This window comes from Vallitalea sediminicola, assembly GCF_054408565.1.
On the sequence record NZ_BTPT01000225.1, the window covers coordinates 1 to 242 of the forward strand.

At 32.2% G+C, this 242-nt stretch carries 1 protein-coding gene; it reads left to right on the top strand.

Annotated features, from left to right (window positions below; translation table 11 throughout):
• On the top strand, positions 1-242 hold a 242-nt coding region (locus ACX6CF_RS26515), incomplete at both ends, for a WYL domain-containing protein (RefSeq protein WP_458788383.1).

Here is a 242-nt window from a genome sequence, read left to right on the forward strand (position 1 = left end):
ATAGAAATATGGAGTTGGCAAAACGTGAAGTAGAGCCTATTAGGATTGAATTTAGTTCGGGACAGTGGTATCTTAGTGGGTTTTGCAGATATAGAAAAGATTACAGGAAATTTAAACTTGTGCGTATTAGCAAACTTAGAATTGGTGAAAAGTTTACTAGGATTAACAACCCATCTTCTGATGAATTGCAAGAAATCTTTTATAAAAGTTATGAGCATAAACTTGTAGAAGTGAAATTACTT